Source organism: Brucella pseudogrignonensis (assembly GCF_031454375.1).
GTDB lineage: Bacteria > Pseudomonadota > Alphaproteobacteria > Rhizobiales > Rhizobiaceae > Brucella > Brucella pseudogrignonensis_A.
The window spans coordinates 67,604-87,954 of the sequence record NZ_JAVDQT010000007.1; the positions used below are offsets into that span (position 1 = coordinate 67,604).

Below are 20,351 nucleotides of genomic sequence, written 5' to 3' on the forward strand. Positions count from 1 at the left end.
CATATTTCAGAAAATCTAACCGGCGGGAAATCCGGCTTATGTCAAATCAGGATGCACCTTAAGCGGCATATCATCATGCATAGTTACAGTTTGTCGCTCAATCATACGGTGCACCAAAGGAGGTGTGGCACCCTTGTGAAGGGCGAGTAGACGCTCTGACACTTCGGCATCCGACTGCGTACGGCGCTGATTATGACGCACATATTCAACCCACGTCGGCACATGATAGCTCTCTGTCCACGTCTCAGGGTTTTCCAGATCACGTAGCAGCGCCCATTGTCGCGCACCATCACGAATACGGATGCGCCGTCTCAATGCCATGGCTGCGAGGAATGCGGGGACATCGGCCTGCGCTATTTTATAATCGACCATAATCATGATCGGACCACTGCGCGAACGAAGATCAAGTCGTAACTCAGGCTCGCTAAAGCGATTCAACGGGTCGAGATTGAGAGATTCAAAATCCGGCTGCGGTAAGAGGAGCCCAACCAGTGCACCAAACAGCAAGACACAAGATGCCACAAGCAAAGCATAGGGGACGCCAAATTCATCAGCAACCGAACCCCATAGCCAGCTGCCTGCCGCCATTCCGCCGAAGGTTGCGGTCTGATACATCGCAAGCGCGCGCCCGACCACCCAGCGTGGTGTTGATAGCTGCACCGTCACGTTGAACAGAGACAAAGCAAGCACCCAGGAAAGCCCCGCTGGAAGCAAAAAAATACAGCTCATCCAGATGCTTCGGCTTACCGAGAGCAAAGCACAACTCACTGCAAAAGCAACGAACGCCCCGCGCACGAGCCATTCATTGCCGAGCAATTCACGCAGGCGTGCGCTCAACAAAGCACCGCCAATCGCACCAACCCCAAAAAAGCCAAGCATAATACCGTATGTCAGCGCAGTACCCTTGACCAGATCGCGCGCAACGAGCGGCAAAAGTGCCAGAATAACAATCGCCGACAAGCCAAACAGAAAGCCGCGAAACATCACTTTCAAGAGGTTTGGCGACATCGAAACATAGCGCAGTCCAGCCACCATTGCCGGGCCAAAGGCTTCACGTGGCAAGGTCGATTTGGCAAGCTGTGGCTGCCAACGCCAGAGTGCCAATATAAGCGCAATATAGCTGAAAGCATTGAAGATAAAGGCAAAGGCAGCACCCGCTGCCGCAACAATTGCACCACCAATAGCAGGGCCAATGCTGCGCATGAGATTAAAGCTCATGGAGTTTAATGCAACAGCCGCAGGAAGATCGGTTCGTGGAACAATATCCCCCATTGAGGCTTGCCATGAAGGATTGTGCAGTGCACCGCCACAGCCGATGAGAAAGGTAAAGCCCAGCAGCATCCATGGCGTTAACATGCCCAAATAGGCAAAGGTTGCAAGCGCAACAGAAACGACCAACAGCATGATTTGCGCGGTCAACATGATACGGCGGCGATCAAAATTATCGGCAAGCGCACCGGCTGCGACCGAGAAAAACATTACTGGTAGAGTTGTGGACGCCTGAACCAGTGCGACCATGTCGTCAGAGTGCGCAATGGTTGCCATCATCCAGCCTGCGCCAACTGTCTGCACAAGACCGCCAAGGTTTGAAAACAGCGTTGCAGACCAGAGAGCGCGAAAAGTTCCATATTGGAACGGCGCCAGGGGGGAATTTCTTTGCGGCATTCGGACGAACCTCCATCCTACACCAATACTTTAGGTGACATAGATATAGCCACAAAGGAATAAGTGAATTCGGTCAGGCGCGACGCGACGACACAGTGTTATGCAACCTGCCCTGCACACCAACCCGATGACCATGCCCACTGGAAATTGTAACCACCAAGCCACCCTGTGACATCGACCACCTCTCCGATGAAATAGAGACCCGGCATAGCTCTTGCTTCCATGGTTTTGGAATCAAGATCACGCGTATCAACACCACCCAGCGTCACTTCCGCTGTCCGATAACCTTCCGAGCCCGCAGGCTTTACATGCCATTCATTGACTGCCGCAGCCGCGCGCCGCAACACGGCATCCGAACAGTCCGCCAAATTGCTCGCAGGAAAATCAGCGGCAATGAGTTGTGCCAATTTCTTTGGAATAAAATAGGAAAGAGCAGTTTGCAGAGCTTGTTTGCCATTTTTTGACCGCTGCTCCCGCAATAGTTCAAACAGATCGGCTTTTGGCAGCATGGAGATGACAATCTCATCGCCTTCTCTCCAGTAAGACGAAATCTGGAGAATAGAGGGGCCGCTAATACCACGATGCGTAAAAAGCATCGCTTCCGTAAATTTCGTCTTCTTGCAAGCAACAACGGCATCGACCGCAACACCAGCGAGAGGTTTGAGCCGCTCAAGCAAATTGGGTTCAAAAGTCAGCGGCACAAGACCGGGTCGCGTCTCAACCAGACGCAAATTGAACCGCTTGGCTATATCATAACCGAAGCCTGTCGCTCCCATTTTGGGAATGGACTTCCCACCTGTCGCGATGACCAACGATTTTGCCGCGACTGTTCCACTGGAATGGCGCACAACATAACCGTGTTCGCCTTTTTCAACATTTTCGATTGATGTCTCGAGCTGCAAGCGAGCGCCGTAGTGATGCATTTCATCAAGCAACATATCGATGATCTGTGTTGCCGAACCATCGCAAAACAATTGCCCAAGCGTCTTTTCATGATAGGCAATACCGTATCGCTCTACCAGCTTTATGAAATCGCGTTGCGTGTAGCGGCTCAAGGCAGAAATGCAAAAATGCGGATTCTGCGATAGGAAATTTTTTGGGCTTGCATGGATATTGGTGAAGTTACAGCGTCCACCACCGGAGATACGTATCTTATCGCCCGGCTTTTTGGCGTGATCCAAAACCAGCACCGAACGACCGCGTTTTGCCGCCTCAATCGCGCACATCATGCCAGCAGCGCCAGCGCCTATCACTAAAACATCGACGCTCTGCAAAACACAACTCCAGCCTAACGGTTAAGCGCGCACCATATTGCGGGAAATTTCAAGCGCAAGATATGTTTTGCAGATTTTAAACATATACGGGATAGAACTGTATAGCTCGGACAAATTATGCCGGACGGGGGAACGTTTGAAAATTTCAGCATCCAGATTGCCAGACGTAAACTCTGCGAAATCCCGCTTCCCGGGCCAACCAGTCTGGTGGATGCTTGTGGTGCTTTTAGCGCTGCTAGGTCTATTAAGCATCAAGCTAACTGTCCCAATTGGACCGATGTATTGGGACACCTATCTCTATCTGGACGCGGCGCATCGTATTAGTACCGGCCAAATACCATCGGTCGACTTTTCAACGCCTGTCGGACCACTTGGATATTATCTTTTCGCATGGGGCATGAAGCTTTTTCCAAACGCCCAGTCTTTGTTGCTTGCGCAATGGTCTTTGCTCGTAGTGGCGGCCCCGTTGATGATGGTCGCTCTTCTGGAAGTTAATAGAAAAAGCAGAACGCTGACATTCGCACTTCTCATTCCGTTCCTTGTTTTTGCAATCTTTCCCGCCAACGTGCAGACTTACACATCGTATCCAGGGCTCGATGGCTTCGGCATCTATAATCGTCAGGTATCGCTGCTACTTTATGTGCTGACATGCGGACTGATGTTTATTGCAGATGGCCGCAAACTCGCAGCCTTTTGTGCCGTTATTATGCTTGCGCTGTTTCTAACAAAAATCACCGGATTTGTTGTTGGTGGTCTTTTGGGTCTGACTGCAATTCTGGCCGGGCGCATCTCACTTAAAAGCGTTCTGGTTTCAACAACTCTTGCGGTATTGGCCCTCGTGGCACTCGAATTAAATGGCCACATGATTTCGGCCTATATTGCAGACATTTGGCAGCTTCTTTTATTGAACGAAGACGGATTGCTGTCGCGTTTCCTGACGGTTGTTTCCGGCACATTGGACGTTATTCTGCCAACTGCAATTCTTGTTGTGGTTCTGCTATGGATCGAAACCACACACAGCATAGGTCCTGACCGCTTTTTCGACCGTAGTTCCGTATGGATTGCGGTCATCTTGTTCGGCGGTATTGCTGTAGAAACACAAAACACTGGCAGTCAGGAATTTATTTTTATCTGGCCCGTTTTGCTGATGATCTACGATCGTATCAAACATGTCGAAGGCAAAGCCAAAATCGCTTTCGTGGTGCTCGCAGCTTTCTGCGTTATTCCAACTTTTAGCAAAGTAACGCATCGAACTTTGCGGGCGATTGCTGTGGCACCAACCTATGTGCAACCGCCTGTGACCGAGCTGAAAAACATGCGCCAGGTTTCGGCCCGGCCTGACATTATGACTCGCGCAAAACTGCTGCCCGAGCATTATGCCAAGTACCCCGCGCCTTATGAGGCCCTTGCAAGGCAAGGACAGCTGCCAAGCTGGCGGCTTTATTCCGAGCTTGATTATCAAATGTATTGGCTCATCTCAGCTGACGAAGCCGTTAAAGCATTTAAACAGTTTGAGACGAAATCCGGCCTGCATCTGGATACGCTGATGGCGCTCGACTTCACCGATCCGTTTCCTTGGTTACTTGATCGGAATGCGACCCGTAAAATCCAGATCGGCGCTGATCCGTTCCGAACTGTTCCCGCCATGTCGCCTGAAACCAAAGCTGCAATTGAAGCAACTGATGGTATCTTACGACCTAAATGCCCGATGACGACATCCCGGCTTGCCTTGCAGGAAATCTATGCCGATGCACTGAAAAATCGCGATGTGGTTGCGCTGGACCCCTGCTGGGATTTGCTGCTACGCCCCGGTATTCTGCAAAAATAAAAGCCGGATGAAATCACCCGGCTTTTTCGCTTTACTTGATCTGAGCTTTCACGAAGTCTTTGACGATGCCAACAATGCCGCGTCCGAGAATTTCATCAAGCGCTGTGATGAACTCATCAACATGCGCGCGTCCGCAAATCAGCGGTGGCTCAAGGCGGATCACGTTGCGATTATACTCGGTGAAAGCCACCAACACGCCGTGATCACGCAGCAGATGACTGCCGATAAAGCCCGGCAACGAGCCTTTCAGCTTGTCATCAAGCATAGCCAGCACAGGACGAAGTACCATTGGCATCGCGTTGGAGAAGTCATGGAACTCCAGCCCAACCATCATGCCCTTGCCGCGTACATCCTTAATAAGTTTCGGGTAGCGTGCGTGCAGCTCATTCAGACGCTCCAGCAGATAATCGCCGGTTTCCGCCGAGTTATCGATGAGATGTTCATCGTAAAGCACATTGATCGTTTCAATCGAGGTGATACAGGCTTCACCAATGCCGCCGAAAGTCGCCATTGCATGGATCATCGCCGTCTTCGGCGTACCATAGGCTTTCATATAGACGTCGCGCTTGGCAATCATTGCAGCCATAGCTGTCTTGCCGCCGCCCAGCGACTTCGCAAGGGCAGTAACATCCGGAATGACGCCGTAATGTTCAAAGGCATAGAACTTTCCGGTACGGCCAAAGCCGCACTGCACTTCGTCGGCGACCCAGATCACACCATACTGATCACAGAGCTGGCGCAGCTTCTGCCAGAATGCGGTATCAGCCTGAATGATGCCGCCGCCGCCCTGAACCGTTTCAAGCACGATGACACCAATTTCAGGATCCGCGCGGAACGCGTTTTCGATTGACTCAATATCGCCGAACGGTACGCGCACCGTATTGTCGACCAGCTTGAACTCACCACGATAAAGCCCGCCATCGGTGATCGACAGCACACCCTTGGTTTTGCCGTGGAAAGAATTTTCGGCATAGACGATCTTTGGCTTCTTCGGCCCAGCGGCACGTTCTGCAACCTTGATCGCAGCTTCCATGGCTTCCGAACCGGACGAGCCCAAGAACACCATATCAAGATCGCCCGGCGAGCAGGCTGCAATGTCATAGGCAAGGGCCGCCGCATATTGAGACATGAATGCAATCGCGATTTCGTGCCGCATTTCTTCCTGAAATTTACGGCGTGCTTCAAGAATACGCGGGTGATTATGGCCAAGTGCCAGCGAACCAAAACCACCGAAGAAATCGAGAATCTTGCGACCGTTCTGATCGTAATAATACATGCCTTCGGCACGCTCGATTTTCACCTTGTGAAAGCCGAGCAGCTTCATGAAATGCAGCTGCCCCGGATTAAGGTGCCCAGTGAAAAGCTCCGTCATCCGTGGCAGGTCAAGCGCCTTGGCGTCTTCAACCGTCAAAAGCTTCGGCTTGGGCGTGGTATTTGTTATTACTTGATTGGTCATGGCCTGTCCTCACGCTGCCTTCGATGCAAGCTTTTTGTGATATTCGCTATAGGCTGCGATCAGCATGTCTTCATCGCGATATTGCGGTACCCAGCCGAGTTCCCGCTCGCCTTTCGACACATCGAGAACGCACATTTCATCGGCAATCAGATATTGCTCCGGGTCCATCAAAGGCTTGTTGAGCCAGTCGAGGAAATCCAGCGTGCGCTTAACCGCCCAGGCTGGTGTCGGCACCAGAATGGATTTCGAGCCTGCGTGCTTGACCAGATCGCCGAGCAATTTGCGCACCGGCGGCGGATTAAGCGAGCCGAGATTATAAACCTCGTTCGGCACGCCTGCTTTGAAAGCGGCATAGCAAGCAGAGGCACAGTCGAACACGGAAATAAACTGATAAGGATTTTTGCCAGAGCCGATCATCGGCACCGGCAGATTGTTATCGATCAGCTTGAACAGCTTTTCCAGAATGCCAAGACGTCCAGGTCCGATGATCAGGCGCGGACGGAACAGCGAAATGTTCATCCCTTTCTTGCGCCATTCTGCGGCCAATTCCTCGGTCTTGAGCTTCGACAGGCCATATTCGCCCAGCGGATTGCATGGGTGATCTTCCTTCTGTGGCCAGACATACGTGTGGCCATAAACCATGTCGGTGGTGAAATGCACGAGGCGCTTTGCACCAGCCTCGTCCATTGCCTTGATAATGTTTTCCGTGCCGTAATAGTTGACCGGAAAGAAGAAATCGTGACGCTTGGCCCGCACTTGAAGCGGCGAAAGCATCTTGGCCGAGAGATTATAGACCATATCATCGGCGCGAAGCCCAAGCTTGCGGATTGCTTCCGGGTCAGTCACATCCGTATGCACGAAAGTCGCTTGCGCATAATGCGCGAGATCGCTTTTCACGATGTCTGCGACGATCACTTCATGCCCGTCAGCGAGAAGCAATGGAGCCAGATAACGCCCCACAAAGCCATCGCCACCGAAAATAATATGTCTCATAATCCTGCCCCAACCTTAAATTTATGATGCTGAACGGTCTTGAACCGCCGCGTTCTGTTCGGCATTCGGCGTCTTGCCGCTCTGCGCGATCAGCACTGTTCCAATGCAAATGAAGGCGATGCCCGCAATCTTGTAGGCGCCCAGTTCCTCCTTGAACAAAAGCCATGCGAAAACTGCCACAGCGACATAGGCGAGGCTCAAAAAAGGATAGGCAAAAGACAAATCGACTTTTGAGAGCACATACATATGTGATGCCATGGAAATCACGAACATGGTCAAACCAGCGAAAACCCACGGGTTAAACACAATCTGAAATACCCGGTAAATCAGCGTATCCGCTGTATAGCTGGCATTACTGAACGTCATCATGCCATATTTGAGCAGCAGCTGTGCTGCCGCATTGGTCATGACCGTAAAGAGAATGAATGGGATATATTTCATCGTCTGTCCCGTGGTTTAATTTTTTAATGCGGTACGCCGCCAGAAATCGGAGCAGAACTGCGCATCGCGCATGTCTTCTAGCTGCTGCCACTCTGGAAAGCCTGCCTTGAATGTTTCAGCACTCATGCGCTGATCCTTATAGGGATTAACGCGCCCGCCTGCCTCAACGGTCATTTTGTCGAGCTGATCCAGCAGATCAAGCGTCTTGCGCCCGCGATTGGGAAAATCCATCGTCAGCGTATAACCGGGCTTTGGAAATGATAGCAGCCCCGGAGAATGCAGATCGCCGAAGCGCTTGAGAACTGTCAGGAAAGAGGACTGTCCGGCATCACGACTTGCTGCCAGCATTGCCGGGATGGTCTTTTCCGCTGCCTCAAAAGGTATCACGCTCTGATGCTGATATAGTCCGGCTGGGCCATAGAAGCGGTTCCAATTGCGCAAACCATCCAGCGGATAGAAGAAGCCCGAAAAGCCTGTCAGATGCGGCTCCTGCTTACGGCGTTTTGCATGAAAATAGAGAGTGTTGAAGGCCGTAAGGCTCAGCTTATTGAGCATCGAAAATGGCAGATCGAACGGGACGCCGAGCCGCGCCTCGCCGCTGTTCACGCTACGGTTGCCATTGATCGCGTGATTGCCGGTTAGCAACACACCCCGCCCTTCCGAGCGACCAGTTGCCAATTGATCCACCCAAGCCACCGCATATTCATTGTGGCGGTCGGCGTTTTCCGCAATCGCGAAATACTCAGACAGGCTTTTAAACGGCGTGATGCGTTCTTCGACATCCAACGACCCGACTGGCATCAGACGGATGCGCGCATTGAGGATAAGCCCTGTCAGGCCCATGCCGCCAATCGTTGACGCGAAGAGCTCCGCATTTTCAGCGCTTGAGCAGACGTAATGCACACCATCAGAACGAAGCAGCTCCAGGCTCTCGACGTGGCTTCCAAACGTTCCGCGCAAATGGTGGTTCTTACCGTGGACGTCATTGGCAATTGCGCCGCCAAGCGTCACAAAACGCGTGCCGGGCGTTACCGGCAGAAAGTAGCCGTATCTGGCAACCGCCTGAATAATTTCGCTCAACAGCGCGCCAGATTCCGCTTCCAGTATTCCGGTATGCGGGTCAAAACTGACAATGCGATTGTGCGCCCGCATCGGCACAAGCAAACCCGCATCATTATGACAGCTATCGCCATAAGAGCGTCCATTGCCGAAAGCCAGCAGCGTTTCTGGGCCTTCCAGTTTGGAAAATACATCATCGAACGCAATCGCGTTGCGATTGTGGCGATCAATGCGTCCAAAGCTGTCGAAAGACTGTTCCATCATCGCATTCCGGCGACAAATAGCAGGATGGTGCCGATGGCGATTACAACCTGACTGCGCCAATCATTTGCAAGAAACACCACTGGATCGTCATCCATTTCCTTGCGATGCGCCAAAATCCACACGCGGATGATGATATAGAGCACGATCGGAACAAGCGGCCAGATCAGCCACGGGTAGGTATAAAGCTGCTGAACGGCTGCGCTATTAATGTAAAGCGCCAAAACCACGACGGCTGTAAAGCCGGAAGCTACGCCACTTTGCCCGACAATATCAATGTCTTCAGGTCTATATCCACGCCCGGCAATGCGGTCTTTTTCCGTCGCCGTCGAGTTTTGTAGCTCGACATAGCGCTTGACCAGCGCAAGTGACAGAAAGAAGAACATGGCGAAAGCCATCAGCCAGAATGACTGTGGAATTTCTGTCGCCGCAGTACCGCCCAAAAGTCGGAGCGCATAAAGTGCCGCAAGGCAAATAACATCCACAAGAAGTGCGCGTTTCAAAACAAGCGAATAGGCTGTCGTGGCAATAAGGTAAGTGCCGATGACCAGACTGAACGCTAAGGGTAAAAAGAAGCACGTTACCGCAGTAATCACGAGCAGCAGAAATGAAACTTTCAAGCCAAAAGGAATACTAAGCGCACCACTGGCAAAGGGGCGCAGCCGCTTTCTTGCATGCTGTCTATCGAGCGGCAAATCAATGATATCGTTGATGATATAGATTGCGGAAGCAGCTGCAGAAAACGCGACGAAAGCTAGGATGGAGGCAATGAAGTCTTCAGCAAGAAAGATGGTATGTGCCAGAATAGCAGGGACAAAAACCAGCAGGTTTTTAAGCCATTGATGCACGCGTAGCATCTTAAGATATGGCTTTATGCCAGTCACAGGCTTTGCAAAAAATTGGCTATCATTGGCTTTTTGAAACCGGGATGCGGCACGGTCAGGTGCGACAACGATTACTTCACGCGCTGCTGCAAAAACGGCAAGATCAGCACGGTCATTACCGGCATAATCAAAGCCTTTTGCCCCATAGTGATCGGTCAGCGCTTTTGCTTTGCGATGCGAAGACAAGTTGGTCGCACCTGAAGTCGCAAAAACCGCTTCAAAAAACCCCAGCTCTTGTGCGACCGACTGTGCCAAAGGTTTCGCAGCCGCCGTTGCAAGCACAAGTCTGCGCCCGCTTGCATGTTGATGCCGAAGATAATCAAGAAAATCCTGCCGGTATGGCAGTAGCGAAACATCAAACGTAATACGGTTTGCAATCTGCTGTTTCAAATTGGCTTTGCCGGATAACAACCAGACAGGGAGCAAAAGCAAATATAGCGGATTTCGTTTGAGCAGAACGAAGATGCTTTCCCACAGCAGGTCAGTCGCGATTAGCGTTCCGTCCAGATCAACGGCCAAAGGCACTTCATGGCTTTTGAGCCGTTCATCCATATTAACTGATCCCCGTAGTGCATGCCCGCAAGGCAAATCTCGTCCGCTTTTATCGGCAGTTCATAGGACGAGAAAACAAATGAATTATAAAAATTCCCCATACAATCGATAATTGTTATCGGGTCAGATGTCTCTACCAATCTGATTATTCCCTAACCCCTTATAATTTTGGTTAATAAACCTTCGGCTATATAAACACTGGTTAATTATTATTCTCCATCATATAAGGCATTTTCGGTGTGGCATCCGATACACACCGGCTACCGTTTCGCTTCGGTCTGAGAGCCTGATCATGAATATGGAATTCGCATTGACTGATGGTGCCAATGTCTTCGAACTCGCACCTATTTCTCTTTGGCTCGAAGATTACAGCGGCTTGCGCGAGCAATTCGAACAGTGGCGGAAGCTTGGCGTTACGGATTTAAGGGCATTTCTCAAAGAAGACACAAGCCGCTTGCGCATCTGCACAAGCCACATCCGTGTTCTCAAGGTTAATCGCAAAACTCTATCGCTTTATGAAGCGCAGGACATCAATCATCTGGTTGAAAATCTGGAACGCGTTTTCCGCGACGACATGCTTGATCCACATATCGAAGAAATGGTTCAGCTCTGGAATGGCGATAACGCGTTTAACAGCGATACCATCAATTATTCGCTCAATGGCAAGCGCCTCGACATTCAGCTCAAAGGCGTGGTTCTCCCGGGTCATGAAGAAACATGGGATCGTGTTCTTTTATCCATTGAAGATGTGACAGCACGCGAAGAAGCGCGGCGCGAGCAGAGCAAGCACAAACAGCATGCCGAAGGCCTTTTCGAGCATTCACCTGTTTCGCTTTGGGTTGAAGATTTCAGCCGCATCAAGCAATTGATGGATGACATTCGCGAGCGTGGAATTGAAGATTTCCGCGTCTTTACCGATGTGCATCCAGAATTTGTACGCCAGTGCATGAGCGAAATTCGCGTTCTCGACATAAACCGCGAAACGCTGGATTTATTCGCGGCACCCGACAAAGAGACACTTCTTAAAAACCTGCCCCATGTCTTCAAAGATGACATGGAGACGAATTTCCGCGAACAGCTGATTGATCTCTGGAATGGAGTCTATTTTCAGCGTCGTGAAGTCGTCAATTATGCACTTGATGGCACAGAACGACATTTACTGTTGCAGTTCTCAGTTCTTCCGGGCCATGAAACCGATTGGTCACTGGTACAGGTTGCCCTTGCGGACATTACAGCCCGCAAAAAGGCCGAAGCCTATCTCGAATATCTCGGCAAACACGATGTTCTGACCAAGTTGCATAACCGCGCCTTCTATGTTGATGAACTCAACCGGCTTGAGCGCAAAAATCATGAGCCGGTATCGATCATCATCATTGATCTCAATGGCCTCAAAACTGCCAATGATCAGCTTGGTCATGCCAGCGGCGACGGCTTGCTGCGCCGGATCGGCGAAGTTCTGAATGAAGCCGTCAAGCTGCCCGGTCACGCAGCGCGCATCGGCGGTGATGAGTTTGCGGTCGTTCTGCCTTATATCGATGAACGCGGCGCGGATGCGGTCATGGAAGATATTCGTCGGCTGATCGACATCAACAATCAATATTACTCGCACCTTAAGATTGAGCTTTCGATGGGCGCGGCTACCAGCATGCCGGGCGAAAAACTGGAAACGGTTGCCAAGCGCGCTGATCTTCTGATGTATGCCGATAAGCGCAAGCATTACTCAGCGGAAGCATTGCGCAAGTCGCAGCTTTCCTGATTACTCATCAAACTTGATGATTGTCTTACCGCGCGTGAGATCAGTTACGAGTTGTGCCAGCTCACTTTGAATAGCGAGCGGCATCGCGCCAACCATTTCAACGCCCGTTGCTGTGAAATTTTCATGAGCAATCATCACGTGTTCAACCGCCGTCAGACGCGCTTTTAACAACATATGATCTGAAAAATCGCAGGCGAGCGCAAAGCCAATAACGGGGATCACCTCGGTCTTTTCGGCTTGCCGCAAACACATTGCCGCCGTGCCGCCATAGGCGCGCATCAATCCGCCACTGCCTAGCAGAATGCCGCCGAACCAGCGTGTGACGACCACCACAATATTATCAAGCTGCTGACCATCAATGGCTTGTAGAATGGGCTTACCCGCCGTGCCACTCGGTTCGCCATCGTCGCTGAAACGATAGTTCTGCCCAATGCGCCATGCCCAGCAATTATGGTTGGCGGAAAGATCGGAATGTTCAGCCAGAAAATCTTTCGCCGCTTGTTCATTCGCAACAGGGGCGGCAATACCCAGAAAGCGGCTCTTCTTAATCTCCTGCGTAATGGTCTCAATGCGGCTAATGGTAAACATAACGATCCTGCAAACGGTATTTCTGCGGCCTAGCATTTTACGTTGCGGATGACGACTCCAAATGCCGCCGAGAGCATTGCACCCATGTAAAGTTGGGTATAAGTCAAAGCGTAAATGAGCAGCACCTTATAGCGCTCATATTTTTATAACGACCAAGAGGCTGCTGATGTTCGACCTGATTGTAAGAAACGCCAATCTTCCCGACGGACGTGAAAAGCAGGACATTCTGGTCAAGGACGGCAAGATTGCCGATGTTGTGCCATCGAAAGGCGAACATCAGGCAGCGAAAGAAATCGACGCATCTGACCGTCTCGTCACACCGCCTTTCGTCGACCCTCATTTCCATATGGACGCGACTTTGTCGCTCGGCCTGCCCCGCCTCAACCGCTCTGGCACGCTTCTGGAAGGTATCGCGCTCTGGGGCGAATTAAAGCCTATGCTGACCGTTGAAGCCATGGTTGAGCGCGCACTGCGTTATTGCGATCTGGCAGTAAGCCAAGGTCTACTTGCCATCCGCAGCCATGTTGATGTCAGTGATCCACGCCTGCTCACTGCTGAGGCGATGATCGAAGTGCGCGAAAAGGTAAAACCCTATATCGACTTGCAACTCGTGGCTTTCCCGCAGGACGGTTACTATCGCTCGCCGGGCGCTGTCGATCTCGTCAACCGCTCGCTCGACATGGGCCTTGACGTCGTAGGCGGCATTCCGCATTTCGAACGCACCATGACCGACGGGGCTGCCTCACTCGAAGAACTCTGCCGCATTGCAGCCGAACGTGGTCTGCCAGTTGATATCCACTGCGATGAAACCGACGATCCAATGTCGCGCCACGTTGAAACATTAGCAGCACAGACGATGCGCTTTGGTCTGCAAGGCCGCGTGTCTGGCTCGCATCTCACCTCAATGCATTCGATGGACAACTACTACGTTTCCAAGCTCATTCCGCTGATTGCGGAAGCGCAGATGAATGCCATTCCAAACCCGCTCATCAATATTACATTGCAGGGCCGCGCCGATACCTATCCAAAGCGCCGTGGCATGACCCGCGTGCCGGAACTGATGGCTGCTGGCGTTAATGTAGCCTTTGGCCACGATTGCGTTATGGATCCATGGTATTCAATGGGTTCAGGCGACATGCTGGAAGTCGGCCATATGGCTGTTCATGTGGCACAGATGACATCGATTGAAGGAAAAAAGCAGGTCTTTAATTCGCTCACCGTCAATTCGGCCAAAGCGCTGGGTCTCGAAGGTTACGGGCTTGAAAAAGGCTGCAATGCAGATTTCGTCGTACTGCAGGCACGCGATCCGCTGGAAGCGTTGCGTCTTAAAGCCAACCGTCTGACAGTCGTCAAGCGCGGCAAGATCATTGCCGAAACGCCGCAGCGCATCAGCAATTTAAACCTCGCAGGACGGCCTTCATCCGTTGATGGTGCGGATTACGCACCACGCGGATAATACCCACAGAAATGCGACGGAAAACTAATGCCTGTTTTTCAATCGTCTGATAAAAGCGCTTGAATTAACGGCAGATTCGTCTGAAATACGTGACATTGCTCATAAGTCTCAACAAAAGAGGCGGAGCAAAAAGTCGCGCATAATTGCACGTCTAAAATCACCCAAGAGGGGTTCCTATGACCAAAACATCCACATTCACACGCCGCAGCGTTCTCGTCATGTCGGCAGCACTCGGTGCGACCGCACTCACCAGCAACGTTTTTGCAGCTGACGAAAAGCTCAAAGTCGCAGGCATCCATGCATCGCCCGTCGAAAATGCATGGAACTCGCGCCTTCATGAAGCGCTCAAGCAAGCCAATGACGAAGGCGTCATTGAATATGTCTTTTCAGAAGGCGTTTCTGCCAGTGATTATCCGCGCGCCATGCGCGAATATGCCGAACAGGGCATTAAGCTGATTGTTGGTGAATCCTACGCCGTTGAACGCGAAGCGCGTCAGGTCGCAGCCGATTATCCGCAGACGACCTTCATCATGGGATCTTCCGGCAAAGAACAGGGCGACAATTTCGGTGTCTTCGGCACCTGGAATTTTGAAGCGGCTTATCTTGCAGGCATGTTGGCAGGCGGCATGAGCAAGACCGGCACGTTCGGCTCGGTCGGTGCTATTCCAATTCCCGAAGTCAACATGCTGATTAATGCGTTTCAGGAAGGTGTAAAAGAAACCCGCCCTGATGCGAAGTTCAATGCGTCCTTTATCGGTACGTTCTTCGATCCACCAAAGGCACGCGAAGCCGGTCTTGCTCAGATCGATGCTGGCGCCGACATTCTGTTTGGCGAACGCATCGGCACAGCAGATGCTGCCAAGGAACGCGGCATCAAAGCTATCGGTTCGCTGATCGACTACACCCCGCGTTATCCTGATACCGTCTTCGCCAATGCGATGTGGAATTTCCGCCCGATCCTCAACGCAGCCATTGCTGATGTTAAGGCGGGAACACCAACCGGCAAGGACTACACACCATTCAGCCTGATGAAGGAAGGCGGCAACGACATCGTTTACGTCAAGGGCTCAGCACCAGCAGACGTCGAAGCCAAGATGGAAGCGCGCCGCGCTGAGATTAAGGCTGGAACATTCAAGGTCGAGCCAAATCCGGCAGAACCGAAATAACGGATTTCAGGACAGCAGACGTGGCACTCGATATGAAGCAACAGGATGCAACAGCACTCGCAAAAGCGATTGCGAAAGGCGTTTTGACCGCACGAGAGGCTATGGATGCCGCAATTGAAGCAGCAGAAAAATGGCGCCCTTTGGGCGCCATTGCATATCTCGACGGAGAACTTGGGCGCAAGAATGCGGAAGCTTTTGATCACAAAGCTCCTTTCGCCGGAGTGCCGTCGCTTTTCAAAGATCTGGGCGGACCTTGCGCTGGGCTGCCAATCCGGCTTGGCTCACGCGCCTGCGCAGATGCACCGCGCGAACTTGATTCAGAACTAGCAGCACGTTTACGCAAAGCAGGCCTTAATTTCTTTGGGACAACTACCGTGCCGGAATTCGGCATGGCGCTTTCGAGTGAGCCAACAAAAGGCCCCCTCGCCCGCCATCCTTTCGATGAAAAGCTTTCGCCTGCCGGTTCATCCGGTGGTGCCGCTGCAGCCGTTGCAGCAGGCATTGTATCGATAGCGCACGCAACCGATGCAGGCGGCTCGATCCGTGTTCCGGCTGCAACCTGCGGTCTGATTGGCCTCAAGCCAAGCCGTGGCGCAATGCCAGCTGGTCCGCATTTCGGTAATTATCTGGCAGGCATTGCCAGCGAATTTGCACTTTGCCGTTCCATCCGCGATGCAAAAGCACTATTCTCGCTAGTGGCTGGGAACATTGAAAGCTTCCTTCCCGACTTGGCATTTTCACACGGCGAGCAACTCTCAAAATTGCGTATCGGAATTGTATCGGGTGATTTGGCCAAATATCCTGTGACGGAAGAGCGCAAGCAAGTGATTGCAGATGCCGCACGCTTTCTTGAAGCACAGGGCCATACAATTCGCAACATTGATGTGCGCACGCTTGCACCGCTCATTGATGCAAGTGCTGTAGCTTTTGATCGCATCATCTCGGCCAATCTCGCATCGGCAATTGATGCATTCGCCATTGATGAATCAAAGCTCGAAAGACTGACACAGACCGTAGCATTACGTGGGCGCGAGATGAGCGCCGTCGAACTCTACGACGCTATGAATGGCGGCGTGATGACTGCCTGGCAGCTGTGGCAGATTTTTCATGATGTCGATGTGCTGATTACGCCGATGCTCGCGCGCGGGCCGCAGCCCATCGGCTCTTATCCAATGGATCACGACGATGTAGACGCGCATTGGCATAAGATGAATGCCTTTGCGCCTTATGCGGCACTGGCCAACATCTCCGGCTTTCCTGCGCTTTCCATGCCTTTTGGTGAGGACGTAAACGGTATGCCGCTTGCAATTCAGTTGATTGCTCCGATGGGAGCGGACAATCTTCTCTTAAACCTTGGCGAGCTGATGGAAGAGGACCATCGCTGGCAGCACAAATTTGGCGTTGCGGGGTTGAACGCATGACCACGACAGTTCTTGAACTGCAAAACATCACCAAGCGGTTCGGCGCGCTGACCGCCAATAACGATATTTCGTTGAAGCTTGAGCGCGGCGAAATCCTCGCTTTCTTGGGCGAAAACGGTGCTGGCAAAACCACGCTGATGAATATCCTCTTCGGCCATTATGTCCCCGATGAAGGCCGCGTTTTCGTCAAGGGCACTGAAATCCCGCAGGGCAAGCCACGTGCCGCAATTGATGCAGGCGTTGGCATGGTGCATCAGCACTTTACCCTTGCTCCCAACCTTACAGTTCTTGAAAACATTATCACCGGCACTGAAAGCCTGTGGAAGCTTAAATCAGCACACAGTGCTGCACGCAGTAAGATCGCGGAAATCGCCAAGCGCTTTGGTTTGCAGGTCGATCCTGATGCCCGGCTTGGTGATCTTTCAGTTGGCGAACAGCAACGCGTGGAAATTCTCAAAGCACTTTATAATGATGCCGACATTTTGATCCTTGATGAGCCGACTGCCGTTCTAACCACGCAGGAAGCGGAAGGTCTATTTAAAACGCTCAAAGAAATGGCGCGTCAGGGCCTGTCGCTCATTTTCATTTCGCACAAACTACACGAAGTCATGTCTGCCGCTGACCGCGTTGTGGTCTTGCGCGGCGGCAAGCTCGTGGCTGAGCGTAAAGCGTCGGAAACGTCGAAGGAAGAACTAGCCGAACTGATGGTCGGTCGCCGTGTTTCACGCCCTTCGCGCGCCGCCGCTACTCCCGGCGAGACTTTACTTGAAGCCAAAAGCGTGACGGTCATTGAAGATGGCGCCACCCGTCTGAGTGATCTCGATTTTTATCTGCGTGCAGGCGAGACGTTGGGCATCATCGGTGTCTCCGGCAATGGTCAGGCAGCACTTGGGCGACTGGTTTCGGGGCTGAGCCAGCCTGCAAGCGGTTCGCTTGTGATGTTCGGGCAGGCTGTGACCAAATTTGATCCGCGCGAGTTTGTGGGAGCAGGTGTTGGCCGCATCCCTGAAGATCGAAATGCAGAAGGTGCAATAGGCGATCTGACGCTTTGGGAAAATGCCGTGCTCGAACGCGTGCGCGATCCGCAGTTTTCCAATGGCATTCTGGTGAATCGCACGGCTGCACGCGAGTTTACTGATCGCATCATCAAGGATTTCGATGTGCGCGGCGGAACGCCCGACAGCCGTATTCGTCTGCTTTCGGGCGGCAACATGCAAAAGCTTATTCTGGGTCGCAATCTTGAAACAGCGCCGCGTATTTTGATTGCAGCGCAGCCAACACGCGGCCTCGATGAAGGCGCAGTTGCAGCCATCCATGCCCGCATTCTGGAGGCACGCGCCAAAGGTGCAGCCGTGTTGTTGATCTCGGAAGACCTCGACGAAATTATCGGCCTTGCCGACCGCGTGCAGGCAATCGTCAAGGGTAAGCTATCGCCGCCGATTGATGCAGCTGAGGCCAATGCGCAAAGACTTGGCCTGATGATGGCCGGTGAATGGCAGACCAATACCACGAAGGGGCTCAACTAATGCGTATTGAACGACGCGAAACACGGCCCATGGCTTTGGTGGCAACCGCGCCGGTTATCGCTGTGCTCGCTGCCTTTGTGCTCGCTGGCTTGCTGATTGCAGCTGCCGGCGCGCCTGTGTTTGAATCTTTCAAACAGATTGCAATTGGTGCTTTTGGAACCAAGCTTTCAATCACCGAAACGCTGACCCGCGCTACTCCGTTAATGCTAACTGGCCTTGCGGCGGCTGTCGCGTTCCGCTCCAAGCTCTGGAATATTGGTGCAGAAGGTCAATTCTATATGGGCGCGCTTGCAGTTGTTGCCTTCGGCACGCAATTAGCGCTCCCCGCGCCCTTACTCATTCCGTTGCTGCTGATCGTCGGCGCTATTGCTGGCATGATCTTCCTGCTGATCCCGCTTGGTCTGCGCCTGCGCTTTGGCGTTGATGAAGTCGTCACCACGCTACTGCTCAATTTCGTCGCCGTGCTGTTCGTGTCCATGATGATTGAAGGCCCGATGAAAGACCCGCTGGCTTTCGGTTGGCCGCAGTCAGAGCCAATACCGGATGCAGCCGTGCTGCCAAAAATCATGTCCGGCATGCGTCTTCATATTGGCATCGTGATTGCCATCGTTCTCGCCCTCATCATCGCTTATGTGCAGAAGCGGACTGTTTTTGGCCTCGAAACCAAAGCTGCAGGGCTTAATCCGAAAGCCGCACGTTTTGCAGGTGTCCCGCTTGGCAAAACACTGGTGAAAGTTGCTTGCATTTCTGGTGGTCTGGCTGGTCTTGCCGGTGCCATACAAATCATGGGCGTTAAAGGCTATGTCACGACCGACCTTTCGCCGGGCTTTGGTTATTCCGGCATTATCGTTGCCATGCTCGCCAATCTGAACCCGATTGGCGCGATCTTCTCAGCACTTTTTGCCGCCGCCATGTTCGTAGGTGCAGACGGCATGAGCCGCGCCATCGGCATTCCAAGCTTCATTGCAGATGTGACCGTGGCGCTTTCCCTGCTCACCATGCTGGTCGCCCTCTTCTTCACCCAATACAGGATCGCCCGATGAACGAGTTGATGGATATCCTGCTTTCCGCTGGCCTATGGGTCTCGGTTCTACGCATTGCAACGCCGCTGATTTTCGGCACGCTCGGCGCGCTTTATTGCGAACGTGCGGGCGTACTCAATCTCGGCATCGAAGGCATCATGACCTTTGGCGCAATGATCGGCTGGTTGACTGTCTTTAACGGCGCTGATTTGTGGGTGGGCGTGCTGGCAGCAGCAGCATCCGGTGCCGTGTTTGGTCTGCTGCACGCAGCGCTGACCGTGCCGCTTGGCCTCTCGCAGCATGTTGTGGGCCTTGGCATCACGCTCTTTGCCTCGAGCCTCAGCTATTTTCTGTTTCGTCTTCTGGTGCCACTGTCGTCAACGCCACCATCAATCACGCCGTTCCAGCCAGTTAACCCATCATGGCTCGCCGATATTCCATTTATCGGGCAGGTGCTTGGCACTCAGACGGCATTGACATGGCTTGCCATTCCGCTGGCACTCCTGCTTGGTTATGTACTGTTTCGCACGCCGCTTGGCCTTGCCATCCGCATGACTGGCGAAAACCCGCATGCCGCCGAAGCGCAAGGTATCAATCCGATCCGCGTTCGCATCTTTACGATTATGTTCGGCAGTGCGCTGATGGCAGTCGGCGGCTCGTTTCTGACGCTCTCTGCGTTCAACTCGTTCTTCCCAACCATGATGCAGGGACGCGGCTGGGTATGTATCGCCCTCGTCGTATTCGCCTCGTGGAAGCCCGCACGCGCACTTTTGGGCGCTCTGCTCTTTGCGCTCTTTGATGCTTTCCAGCTGCGCTTGCAGACGGTTTACGGCAAACTGGTGCCTTATCAACTTTTCCTGATGATCCCTTACATCATGTCAATTGTAGCACTCGTCGTCATGGCGCGCCGTGCCCGCGTGCCACAGGCATTGATGCAGCCGTATCGCCGCGGCGAACGCTAACTCGCCCAGCTCATCAGAACAAACAAAAACGGCGCCTTTCG

Annotated in this window: 16 protein-coding genes; 8 read left to right on the forward strand and 8 right to left on the reverse strand. The window is 52.5% G+C overall.

What is annotated here, in order from left to right; genetic code table 11:
- Nucleotides 1-36: 36 nt before the first annotated feature.
- Both J2782_RS17450 and J2782_RS17455 read right to left on the reverse strand, forming a co-directional pair.
- Complete coding sequence (locus J2782_RS17450) at nucleotides 37-1,665, reverse strand: MFS transporter (protein WP_310014882.1); 1,629 nt, start codon at nucleotides 1,663-1,665, stop codon at nucleotides 37-39.
- A gap of 98 nt (nucleotides 1,666-1,763) precedes the next feature.
- Nucleotides 1,764-2,939: a BaiN/RdsA family NAD(P)/FAD-dependent oxidoreductase gene (locus J2782_RS17455; RefSeq protein WP_310014885.1), complete on the reverse strand. Its 1,176-nt coding sequence runs from the start codon at nucleotides 2,937-2,939 to the stop codon at nucleotides 1,764-1,766.
- A gap of 142 nt (nucleotides 2,940-3,081) precedes the next feature.
- On the opposite strand from J2782_RS17455, the gene J2782_RS17460 reads away from it, so the two are divergent.
- Complete coding sequence (locus J2782_RS17460) at nucleotides 3,082-4,767, forward strand: hypothetical protein (RefSeq protein ID WP_404989671.1); 1,686 nt, start codon at nucleotides 3,082-3,084, stop codon at nucleotides 4,765-4,767.
- Between the two features lie 31 nt (nucleotides 4,768-4,798).
- Here the strand turns inward: J2782_RS17460 and J2782_RS17465 are convergent, their stop codons facing one another.
- The 5 genes from J2782_RS17465 to J2782_RS17485 are packed head-to-tail and all read right to left on the reverse strand — an operon-like array spanning nucleotide 4,799 to nucleotide 10,413.
- On the reverse strand, nucleotides 4,799-6,223 hold the full coding sequence (locus tag J2782_RS17465) for an aspartate aminotransferase family protein (protein ID WP_310014886.1): 1,425 nt from the start codon (nucleotides 6,221-6,223) through the stop codon (nucleotides 4,799-4,801).
- 9 nt (nucleotides 6,224-6,232) lie between these two features.
- Nucleotides 6,233-7,216, reverse strand: a complete 984-nt coding sequence (locus J2782_RS17470) for an NAD-dependent epimerase/dehydratase family protein (protein ID WP_310014887.1) — start codon at nucleotides 7,214-7,216, stop codon at nucleotides 6,233-6,235.
- 21 nt (nucleotides 7,217-7,237) lie between these two features.
- On the reverse strand, nucleotides 7,238-7,657 hold the full coding sequence (locus J2782_RS17475) for an EamA family transporter (protein ID WP_310014888.1): 420 nt from the start codon (nucleotides 7,655-7,657) through the stop codon (nucleotides 7,238-7,240).
- 15 nt (nucleotides 7,658-7,672) lie between these two features.
- Complete coding sequence (locus tag J2782_RS17480) at nucleotides 7,673-8,977, reverse strand: FAD-binding oxidoreductase (protein WP_310015159.1); 1,305 nt, start codon at nucleotides 8,975-8,977, stop codon at nucleotides 7,673-7,675.
- A complete protein-coding gene (locus J2782_RS17485; protein WP_310014889.1) occupies nucleotides 8,977-10,413 on the reverse strand; it encodes a UbiA family prenyltransferase in 1,437 nt (478 codons plus the stop codon). Before J2782_RS17485 ends, J2782_RS17480 begins: the two co-directional genes overlap by 1 nt.
- A gap of 292 nt (nucleotides 10,414-10,705) precedes the next feature.
- On the opposite strand from J2782_RS17485, the gene J2782_RS17490 reads away from it, so the two are divergent.
- Nucleotides 10,706-12,169, forward strand: coding sequence for a sensor domain-containing diguanylate cyclase (locus J2782_RS17490; protein WP_310014890.1), 1,464 nt, complete (start codon nucleotides 10,706-10,708; stop codon nucleotides 12,167-12,169).
- Here J2782_RS17490 and J2782_RS17495 read toward each other — a convergent pair whose 3' ends face one another.
- Entirely contained in the window at nucleotides 12,170-12,757 is a 588-nt protein-coding gene (locus J2782_RS17495; RefSeq protein ID WP_310014891.1) for an IMPACT family protein, read from the reverse strand.
- A gap of 166 nt (nucleotides 12,758-12,923) precedes the next feature.
- On the opposite strand from J2782_RS17495, the gene J2782_RS17500 reads away from it, so the two are divergent.
- The 6 genes from J2782_RS17500 to J2782_RS17525 all read left to right on the forward strand — a co-directional run bounded on the left by J2782_RS17500 (nucleotide 12,924) and on the right by J2782_RS17525 (nucleotide 20,310).
- Nucleotides 12,924-14,213 (forward strand): amidohydrolase family protein, encoded by a 1,290-nt coding sequence (locus J2782_RS17500; RefSeq protein ID WP_310014892.1) that lies wholly within the window; start codon nucleotides 12,924-12,926, stop codon nucleotides 14,211-14,213.
- A 176-nt stretch (nucleotides 14,214-14,389) separates the two neighbouring features.
- Complete coding sequence (locus J2782_RS17505) at nucleotides 14,390-15,379, forward strand: BMP family protein (protein WP_310014893.1); 990 nt, start codon at nucleotides 14,390-14,392, stop codon at nucleotides 15,377-15,379.
- A gap of 32 nt (nucleotides 15,380-15,411) precedes the next feature.
- A complete protein-coding gene (locus J2782_RS17510) occupies nucleotides 15,412-16,800 on the forward strand; it encodes an amidase (RefSeq protein ID WP_310015161.1) in 1,389 nt (462 codons plus the stop codon).
- Entirely contained in the window at nucleotides 16,797-18,326 is a 1,530-nt protein-coding gene (locus J2782_RS17515) for an ABC transporter ATP-binding protein (protein WP_310014894.1), read from the forward strand. Before J2782_RS17510 ends, J2782_RS17515 begins: the two co-directional genes overlap by 4 nt.
- The gene (locus tag J2782_RS17520; protein WP_310014895.1) at nucleotides 18,326-19,369 is read left to right on the forward strand and encodes an ABC transporter permease; all 1,044 of its coding nucleotides are present in this window, start codon (nucleotides 18,326-18,328) and stop codon (nucleotides 19,367-19,369) included. Before J2782_RS17515 ends, J2782_RS17520 begins: the two co-directional genes overlap by 1 nt.
- Entirely contained in the window at nucleotides 19,366-20,310 is a 945-nt protein-coding gene (locus J2782_RS17525; protein ID WP_310014896.1) for an ABC transporter permease, read from the forward strand. Before J2782_RS17520 ends, J2782_RS17525 begins: the two co-directional genes overlap by 4 nt.
- Nucleotides 20,311-20,351 lie beyond the last annotated feature (41 nt).

Excerpts from the sequence above, each read along its gene's own strand:
- J2782_RS17450 (WP_310014882.1), bottom strand. The coding sequence starts at position 1,665 with ATGCCGCAAAGAAATTCCCCCCTGGCGCCGTTCCAATATGGAACTTTT.
- J2782_RS17465 (WP_310014886.1), bottom strand. The coding sequence starts at position 6,223 with ATGACCAATCAAGTAATAACAAATACCACGCCCAAGCCGAAGCTTTTG.
- J2782_RS17470 (WP_310014887.1), bottom strand. The coding sequence starts at position 7,216 with ATGAGACATATTATTTTCGGTGGCGATGGCTTTGTGGGGCGTTATCTG.
- J2782_RS17475 (WP_310014888.1), bottom strand. The coding sequence starts at position 7,657 with ATGAAATATATCCCATTCATTCTCTTTACGGTCATGACCAATGCGGCA.
- J2782_RS17480 (WP_310015159.1), bottom strand. The coding sequence starts at position 8,977 with ATGGAACAGTCTTTCGACAGCTTTGGACGCATTGATCGCCACAATCGC.
- J2782_RS17485 (WP_310014889.1), bottom strand. The coding sequence starts at position 10,413 with ATGGATGAACGGCTCAAAAGCCATGAAGTGCCTTTGGCCGTTGATCTG.
- J2782_RS17490 (WP_310014890.1), top strand. The coding sequence starts at position 10,706 with ATGAATATGGAATTCGCATTGACTGATGGTGCCAATGTCTTCGAACTC.
- J2782_RS17495 (WP_310014891.1), bottom strand. The coding sequence starts at position 12,757 with ATGTTTACCATTAGCCGCATTGAGACCATTACGCAGGAGATTAAGAAG.
- J2782_RS17500 (WP_310014892.1), top strand. The coding sequence starts at position 12,924 with ATGTTCGACCTGATTGTAAGAAACGCCAATCTTCCCGACGGACGTGAA.
- J2782_RS17505 (WP_310014893.1), top strand. The coding sequence starts at position 14,390 with ATGACCAAAACATCCACATTCACACGCCGCAGCGTTCTCGTCATGTCG.
- J2782_RS17510 (WP_310015161.1), top strand. The coding sequence starts at position 15,412 with ATGAAGCAACAGGATGCAACAGCACTCGCAAAAGCGATTGCGAAAGGC.
- J2782_RS17515 (WP_310014894.1), top strand. The coding sequence starts at position 16,797 with ATGACCACGACAGTTCTTGAACTGCAAAACATCACCAAGCGGTTCGGC.
- J2782_RS17520 (WP_310014895.1), top strand. The coding sequence starts at position 18,326 with ATGCGTATTGAACGACGCGAAACACGGCCCATGGCTTTGGTGGCAACC.
- J2782_RS17525 (WP_310014896.1), top strand. The coding sequence starts at position 19,366 with ATGAACGAGTTGATGGATATCCTGCTTTCCGCTGGCCTATGGGTCTCG.